The organism is Pedobacter petrophilus (assembly GCF_009674725.1).
Classification (GTDB): Bacteria; Bacteroidota; Bacteroidia; order Sphingobacteriales; family Sphingobacteriaceae; genus Pedobacter; species Pedobacter petrophilus.
This window is the reverse complement of sequence record NZ_WKKH01000008.1, coordinates 158,097-165,701: the sequence shown is the minus strand read 5'-3', so window position 1 is coordinate 165,701 and position 7,605 is coordinate 158,097. Positions and strand designations below refer to the sequence as shown.

Below are 7,605 nucleotides of genomic sequence, written 5' to 3'. Positions count from 1 at the left end.
TGTTATGGATGATTTATTTCAGCAAAAGCGCCAAAGTTATATCGAGATAGGACAAATATATTTTTGGACAGCAACAATCAGTAAATGGCAAAAACTGTTTTACAACGAATTTAAAGAAGTATAATACATTTCGTGAAATTGGTAGATTTATCTTGCCTCGGTTCGTGTCTTCACGAACCGAAATATAAGTGAGAACTAAATAGTAACCTGTTATGTATGGATGATTTATTTCAGCAAAAGCGTCAAAGTTATATCAAGATAGGACAAATATATTTTTGGACAGCAACAATCAGTAAGTGCCAAAAACTGTTTTACAACGAATTTAAAAAATTGCGATACATTTTGTGAAATTGGTAGATTTATCTTGCCTCAGTTCGTGTCTTCACGAACCGAAATATAAGTGGGAACTAAATAGTAACCTATTATGTATGGATGATTTATTTCAGCAAAAGCGTCAAAGTTATATCGAGATAGGACAAATATATTTTTGGACAGCAACAATCAATAAATGGCAAAAATTGTTTTATAACGAATTTAAAGAGTTGCAATACATTTTGTGAAATTGGTAGATTTATCTTGCCTCGGTTCGGGTCTTCACGAACCGAAATATACCTGGGAACTAAATAGTAACCTGTTATGTATGGATGATTTATTTCAGCAAAAGCGTCAAAGTTATATCGAGATAGGACAAATATATTTTTGGGCAGTAACAATCAGTAAATGGCAAAAATTGTTTTACAACGAATTTAAATAATTACGATACATTTTGTGAAATTGGTAGATTTACTTTGCCTCGGTTCGTGTCTTCACGAACCGAAATATAAGTGGGAACTAAATAGTAACCTGTTATGTTATGGATGATTTATTTCAGCAAAAGCGCCAAAGTTATATCGAGATAGGACAAATATATTTTTGGACAGCAACAATCAATAAGTGGCAAAAATTATTGCTTGAAGACAAGTTTAAGGAAGTCGTAATTAATTCATTAGTTTACCTGACAAAAGGAAAGAAAATCGATGTTTTCGCTTTTGTGATAATGCCTAATCATATTCACCTGATCTGGAGAATCAACGAACTTAATGGCAAAGAAATGCCTCAAGGTTCATTCTTGAAATATACAGCCCATGAATTTAAAAAATTATTGAACGCTGAAGCATTATCCAAATTTTATGTAAACGCTGTGAACAAATCTTATGAATTCTGGCAAAGAGACCCTGTCGCGATTCATTTGTATTCACCAGAGGTGATGTGTCAAAAGCTGGATTATTTACATGATAATCCCGATAAGCGAGCGCTGGAAGCTAGCGACAGAACCCGTTGATTATCTATATTCATCAGCAAGTTTTTATGAAAATAATCAAACTGACTATCTCTTTTTAAAAGACTTAAGATCTGAAATGTAGTGTTCATTTAAAATAATAAATTTCTCCAAGATTGAGAATTGCTGTTTTAATAAGGAATTTAACTCGAATTTGTAAAAGCTGTCACTAAATCAAAACAAAGGTAAAATTTACACTTGAGATTAAAACGAGGGTAAATTTTCGCTATAATTACACGCATTAACTAATTAATGAAATTTTCACCGAAAGTGTCTGAACTATTCAAGCTCCCTTATACTAAACGACAATCCTTGATTAATGCAAAATTAGGAACACCTAAAACCGTAGGTAATTATCTGATTTTATTAGAAGAATATGGTTTTCTAAAATCAACGAGAGTTGGTAAGGAGAAGTTGTATCTCAACTATAAATTGCTTAATATTTTAGAAAAAAATGATAATGCATAAAATACCAAAGGCATTCCTGATTTCTGATCTCATCTGTTTTGCGTTGCTTTTGGTTTTTCTATTTCTACTCCCAACCAAACTTTTTAAGTCACCAACATCATTTGTAATTGAGGCTAGTAATGGTAATTTACTTAGCGCAGCGATTGCCTCCGACGGACAATGGCGTTTCCCGGTGGCAGATTCTGTTCCTGTAAAATTTAAAGACTGCATCATTGCTTTCGAGGATAAGCGATTTTACAACCATTTTGGTGTAGATTTTTTAGCCATGAGCCGTGCAATGCGACAGAATATCAAAGCTAAAGGCGTAGTAAGCGGTGGAAGTACATTAACCATGCAGGTAATTCGTTTATCAAGGAAACAGGATCGGACCATCTGGCAAAAATTGTATGAAATCTTACTTGCTTTCAGATTAGAATTTAGATATGCCAAAGACGACATTATGGGTTTATATGCTGCAAATGCACCATTTGGGAGTAATGTTGTAGGCTTGGAAGCAGCGAGCTGGCGATATTACGGTCGGAATGCGAAAATGCTTTCCTGGGGCGAAATGGCAACATTAGCGGTTTTACCAAATAGCCCTTCACTGGTTCATCCTGGAAAAAATGCCACAAGGCTAATAAAAAAAAGAAATGATTTGCTCGACAAATTAGTCAGGTTGAAATATATTGATCAAAACACAGCCAATCTAGCTAAACTCGAACCGATTCCCGGGAAACCACTCCCCTTGCCCCAAAACGCACCTCACCTGTTGAATCGATTTAAAGCAGAAAGACTTAGTCTGGATATTAATTCAACCCGAATAACATCAACTTTGAATGAAGATGTTCAACTGAAGGTAAACTCGATCTTAAAACGTTACAATAACCGATATCGGGCTAATGATATTAATAATATTTCTGCACTGATCTTGGATGCAAAGACTGGCAAAGTAGTGAGTTACGTTGGGAATATCTATCAACCCGAAAACGTTGGATTACTGAGTCATGTAGATATGATTAAGGCACCCCGAAGTCCGGGGAGTACCCTAAAGCCACTGCTTTACGCCAGTATGCTCAACGATGGGTTCATCCTTCCGCATACTTTAATTCCGGATGTACCTACACAAATAGCCGGGTATTCGCCGCAAAATTATGACCTGGGTTATGATGGCGCAATTTCTGCCGATAAAGCTTTAAGCCGCTCTTTAAATATACCAGCAGTAAAAATGTTGCAGCAATATAAGTATGAAAGGTTCTACGATAAGCTTAAAAAACTAGGTATTGGAACGTTAAACCAGCCTGCAGATCATTACGGATTATCATTAATTCTTGGTGGTAGTGAGGTTACCATGTGGGATTTGGCAAATACCTATATGGGAATGGTGAAAACCTTGAACCACTTCAACGCTTACAAAGGATTATATGATCCTAATGACTATAAACAAGCTACTTATTATCGTACAGAACCTAAAAATGAAAAAGATTATCAGCGCAACTCATTTCTGGATCATGGTGCGATTTGGGCGACTTTTAACGCCATGGAAGAGGTAATGCGTCCCGGCGACGAAGGTTTATGGGAGCAATTTTCATCCTCTCAAAGAGTAGCCTGGAAAACCGGAACAAGTTTTGGTTTCCGCGATGCATGGGCCGTAGGTTTAACACCAAATTATGTTGTTTGTGTATGGGTTGGCAATGCAGATGGTGAAGGCCGGCCGGGTTTAGTCGGAATCGAGGCGGCAGCTCCTGTCCTATTTGATATTTTTAGATTACTCCCGAACGGAAAGTGGTTTGAAACGCCAAAAACTAAATTAAGAAAGCTTAAAGTTTGTAAGCAAAGTGGTTACAAAGCCGGAGAGTATTGTTCTGATGTGATAGATGAATGGGTACCTACTGCCGGAGAAAAAACCGCTATCTGTCCTTTTCATAAACTTATTCATTTAGATAGAACGGGGAGTTATCGGGTAACTGATCAATGCGAGACTGTTACGAGTATGCAACATAAAAACTGGTTTATATTGCCGCCGGCGATGGAGTATTATTACAAGATCAAAAACAGCGATTATAAGGTATTACCGCCATTTATGACTGGTTGCGAAAATGCTGGCGGAAATAGTGTGATGGAATTGATCTATCCGAAAAACAATGCAACTGTATATATCCCATTGGAACTGGATGGAACAAGGGGAAAAATAATCCTGAATGCCGCACATCGAAATCAGAGTTCAAAAATATATTGGCATATTGATAATGAATATTTCGCCACAACCAATAACTATCATCAGATAGCAGTTAGTCCGCCGCCAGGCAGGCACACTTTGACGCTTGTAGATGAAAATGGGGAAAGACTGGTGCAGGTTTTTACTGTTTTAGATAAAGAAAATAAGCGTAGGAATTGATCTTTATTTAACCGCGAAGAGGGCAAAGATTTTCGCAAAGTACGCAAAGAAAGTTTCCATGGAAAACGTTATAGCACCGTTAAAAGCAGGAAGATGAGCCAGGCGTGAGTAACTGTGTTTGAAATTTAAATTTGATCCTGGCAATTAGACGTTTACCAGTACAATACTCTGGTGCTGTAGGTATTAAACTAAATAAACCAAAATTTACCACAGAGGTTCACAGCGTTCTACACAGAGCTAAAATTAGAAAACACAGCTTTGTGATCTTTGTGCTTCTTCTTCGTGTTTTCTGTGGTTTATATTTTTGCATAAGCGACTAACTCACTTCCCTTTCTTTGCGCCTTCGCGGTTAGGCCTTAAATTAAAATGTACCACACAGGTCACAGCGTTTTGCACAGAATGAAATAAAAAAACATAGCTTTATGTTTTCTGTGGTTTATACTTTCGCATAAGCAACTATCTCACTTCCCTTTCTTTGCGCCTTCGCGGTTAGGCCTTAAATTAAAATGTACCACACAGGTCACAGCGTTTTGCACAGAATGAAATAAAAAAACATAGCTTTATGTTTTCTGTGGTTTATACTTTCGCATAAGCAACTATCTCACTTCCCTTTCTTTGCGCCTTCGCGGTTAGGCCTTAAATTAAAATGTACCACACAGGTCACAGCGTTTTGCACAGAGTGAAATAAAAAAAACATAGCTTTACGTTTTCTGTAGTTTATATTCTCGCATAAGCGACTAACTTACTTCCCTTTCTTTGCGCCTTCGCGGTTAGGCCTTAAAATAAAATTTACCACACAGGTCACAGCGTTTTGCACAGAGTGAAATAAAAAAAACATAGCTTTACGTTTTCTGTAGTTTATATTCTCGCATAAGCGACTAACTTACTTCCCTTTCTTTGCGCCTTCACTTGGCGTGCTTTGCGGTTAGGAATCATTGTTGAAACTTACTCAGCATAACAGACTGACCCTTTAGCTCAATGCGCTCTGTGCCCTTTCTCAGTGTTCTCTGTGGTTAATATACTAAAACAAGCAAACTCATTTCCTTTGCGGTCAAAAAGTAACCTATACCTCCGTTTGCTTTACTACCAGTTCCCTCACTACTGTTCCATAAACAATCAAGTATTGTGCAATCATATAAGTTACCATTATGAGTATGCCGGCCTGGGGGATTGGTCGGCTAAATTTATTTATTGCCAGCACACTATCAGATAAAAGAAAAAACAAAGCACCTGCTAAAATCAGTTGAAAACTGGATACATTAACTTTACCATACCGGTTCAGCGCCATAATCGCCATAAATGTGATCACGATAGCATAGATTAAAACAGCAAACTGCATTGCACCAAGAACTGGCTGCAGATAGAAAAACAATCCAATACAAAAAATAATCAGGGCACCAGTTCCCCATAAAAAAAAAGGATTCTTTGCATTCAGATTAGACTTGTGGTCTAGGGTAAATGCCCTGATGTATAAAATATGGGAGAGTAAAAATGCCACTAAACCCAAGCTGAAAAAGCCTGATCTACTAGCAGAATACATCAGTATTACATCGCCTGTTAAGCTAAAGATCAAACCAATGAAAATGCGTTTATGAAAACGGCCTTTAAGATTTGTTGCACTGTAAAGCCATGCAAATAACGTAATTACAATAAGCGGTTTTGAAAAATGACGGAGTGCAACACTTTCAACAGCCTCTGCATATAAATGGATAATCCCGATTATGGCAAAGATGAAGGTAAAAAGTCTAGTTTTCATTTAAATTCTGATCTAACAAACCTGACGTAACTTCTTCGTCATGATTTGTCCACCTTCCTGAAGACCGAAAATCAGCATTAAAAAATCATCGGTTTCCTGAATGGCAATATTAACTACAACTCCAGATATTCCCTCGTCATTCCCTATGGTATCGCCAACTTTTATTTCTAAAAGCATTGAAGTGGGCAGATTATCATTTACTACTATCATTTGTTGGTATAATTAATGTAAAACAAGTTTTATCGTCGGTAGAACTTACAGAAAGTTCACCACCGTGTGCGTTAGCAATTTCTGAGGCGATATACAAGCCTAACCCTAAACCTTTTTGATTCGGTTCTACTTCTCCCCTGGAGAACGGCTGAAATAAGCGTTCCATTGCTGCATCCGGAATTTTCTTCCCTTCATTTGCAACAAAAAGGTTAAATTCTTTGGCGTTGCTAAATGCGGTTACTTCTATCGTAGATTCCGGCGGACTATAGTTCAATGCATTTCCCAATAGGTTAGAAAACAACTGTGCTACACGTTTACCATCCGCAATAACCGGTGATTGAAAGTCAAAATTTAATTTAATATTTCTGTCAGGCCATACCGCCTGCATTTCATCAACTACCTGAATAAGGATTTTCTCGAGGTTTTCATCCTGATTTAATGAAATAGAGATCCCGCCTCCCAATCTGCCACTGGCAAAATCGAGCATATTTTCGATCAAACCATTTATTCTGTAAGACGAATCCCTGATGATATTGACCAAACGATGGCTTCGATCTTCATGATTTAGTCGATCTAAAAGTTGCGCACTGCTGGAAATGGCATTGAGGGGATTACGTAAATCATGCCCCAGGATGGCAATAAATTGTTCCCTTAATACGGCGGTTTCCAATTCCTGCTGAAGCTTTTCTTCTGACGCTGCCAATTGCTCAACTGCATCCAGGTGAAAGGCAATTAAATCGGCGAACATTCGAAAGGTGCTGATGGTAGATGGTGTATTCACTTTTGCAGGCGAAGGATCTATGGCACATAAGGTACCAAAGAAATCACCGTTCTTCAAGATGATAGGCATAGAAATATAGCTTCTAAAGCCATACATCTTTGGGGTTTGGTGGTGCGAAAAATGCAAATCTGTTGCTACGTCATCAATTATCACCGGATTTTGGTGTTGCCTGATTTCGTTACAGATAGTGGTTTCTAATTTTAACTCGCCCCCGGTTACCAGCCCAAAGTTGATGCTGTCTTTAACCTCGCAGGCAATCCACTTATCGCTTGTAACCCTGGCTACAGCTGAAAAGCCCATGCCGGTGATGTTACAAACAATTTCGAGAATATGTGCAACAGCAGGGATTTTTCCGATTGCCTCAATGTCATTCAGGATGTTATTCTGAGAGTTTTGCAAATCTTAATTTTATTTTTCAGCAAAGTACTAAATTTAAAACATTGAAAAAAAACATTCGCATGATGTGTCACATGTTTTACAAAAGCATAGATTTTATTGCAGTGAATACGCTATTTCATATCATATTAAAGATACATTTCGACAACTTAAAAAAATTGATTTGAATGCAGGGGTATTTCAAAGTATACCCCACAAGAATCTTGCAGATAAACGACGACGGGAAGAGAGCGGTATCGGATGATTTATCTGGATTTTTCAGATCAGTCTGATGAGTAAGAAATCTTTATATGGCATAAAAA

The 7,605-nt window shown here is 37.6% G+C and carries 6 protein-coding genes; 3 read left to right on the top strand and 3 right to left on the bottom strand.

What is annotated here, in order from left to right; translation table 11 throughout:
* Window positions 1-853: 853 nt before the first annotated feature.
* From GJU39_RS07640 to pbpC, 3 genes are all read left to right on the top strand, one after another.
* Window positions 854-1,321, top strand: coding sequence for a transposase (locus tag GJU39_RS07640; protein ID WP_209437604.1), 468 nt, complete (start codon window positions 854-856; stop codon window positions 1,319-1,321).
* A gap of 249 nt (window positions 1,322-1,570) precedes the next feature.
* Window positions 1,571-1,786 carry a hypothetical protein gene (locus tag GJU39_RS07635; RefSeq protein WP_209437603.1) on the top strand — a complete coding sequence of 72 codons (216 nt, stop codon included), beginning with the start codon at window positions 1,571-1,573 and terminating at the stop codon, window positions 1,784-1,786.
* Window positions 1,779-4,160, top strand: coding sequence for a penicillin-binding protein 1C (pbpC, locus tag GJU39_RS07630; RefSeq protein WP_154280187.1), 2,382 nt, complete (start codon window positions 1,779-1,781; stop codon window positions 4,158-4,160). Before GJU39_RS07635 ends, pbpC begins: the two co-directional genes overlap by 8 nt.
* A gap of 1,063 nt (window positions 4,161-5,223) precedes the next feature.
* Here the strand turns inward: pbpC and GJU39_RS07625 are convergent.
* From GJU39_RS07625 to GJU39_RS07615, 3 genes are read right to left on the bottom strand one after another with little or no spacing between them, the layout of a single operon-like run.
* Entirely contained in the window at window positions 5,224-5,916 is a 693-nt protein-coding gene (locus GJU39_RS07625) for a lysoplasmalogenase (protein ID WP_154280186.1), read from the bottom strand.
* 12 nt (window positions 5,917-5,928) lie between these two features.
* The gene (locus GJU39_RS07620) at window positions 5,929-6,126 is read right to left on the bottom strand and encodes a hypothetical protein (RefSeq protein ID WP_154280185.1); all 198 of its coding nucleotides are present in this window, start codon (window positions 6,124-6,126) and stop codon (window positions 5,929-5,931) included.
* Window positions 6,110-7,306 carry a GAF domain-containing sensor histidine kinase gene (locus GJU39_RS07615; RefSeq protein WP_154280184.1) on the bottom strand — a complete coding sequence of 399 codons (1,197 nt, stop codon included), beginning with the start codon at window positions 7,304-7,306 and terminating at the stop codon, window positions 6,110-6,112. Before GJU39_RS07615 ends, GJU39_RS07620 begins: the two co-directional genes overlap by 17 nt.
* Window positions 7,307-7,605 lie beyond the last annotated feature (299 nt).

Bases quoted from the DNA above. Each gene is read 5' to 3' on its own strand.
- GJU39_RS07640 (WP_209437604.1), top strand. From the start codon at position 854: ATGGATGATTTATTTCAGCAAAAGCGCCAAAGTTATATCGAGATAGGA.
- GJU39_RS07635 (WP_209437603.1), top strand. From the start codon at position 1,571: ATGAAATTTTCACCGAAAGTGTCTGAACTATTCAAGCTCCCTTATACT.
- pbpC (WP_154280187.1), top strand. From the start codon at position 1,779: ATGCATAAAATACCAAAGGCATTCCTGATTTCTGATCTCATCTGTTTT.
- GJU39_RS07625 (WP_154280186.1), bottom strand. From the start codon at position 5,916: ATGAAAACTAGACTTTTTACCTTCATCTTTGCCATAATCGGGATTATC.
- GJU39_RS07620 (WP_154280185.1), bottom strand. From the start codon at position 6,126: ATGATAGTAGTAAATGATAATCTGCCCACTTCAATGCTTTTAGAAATA.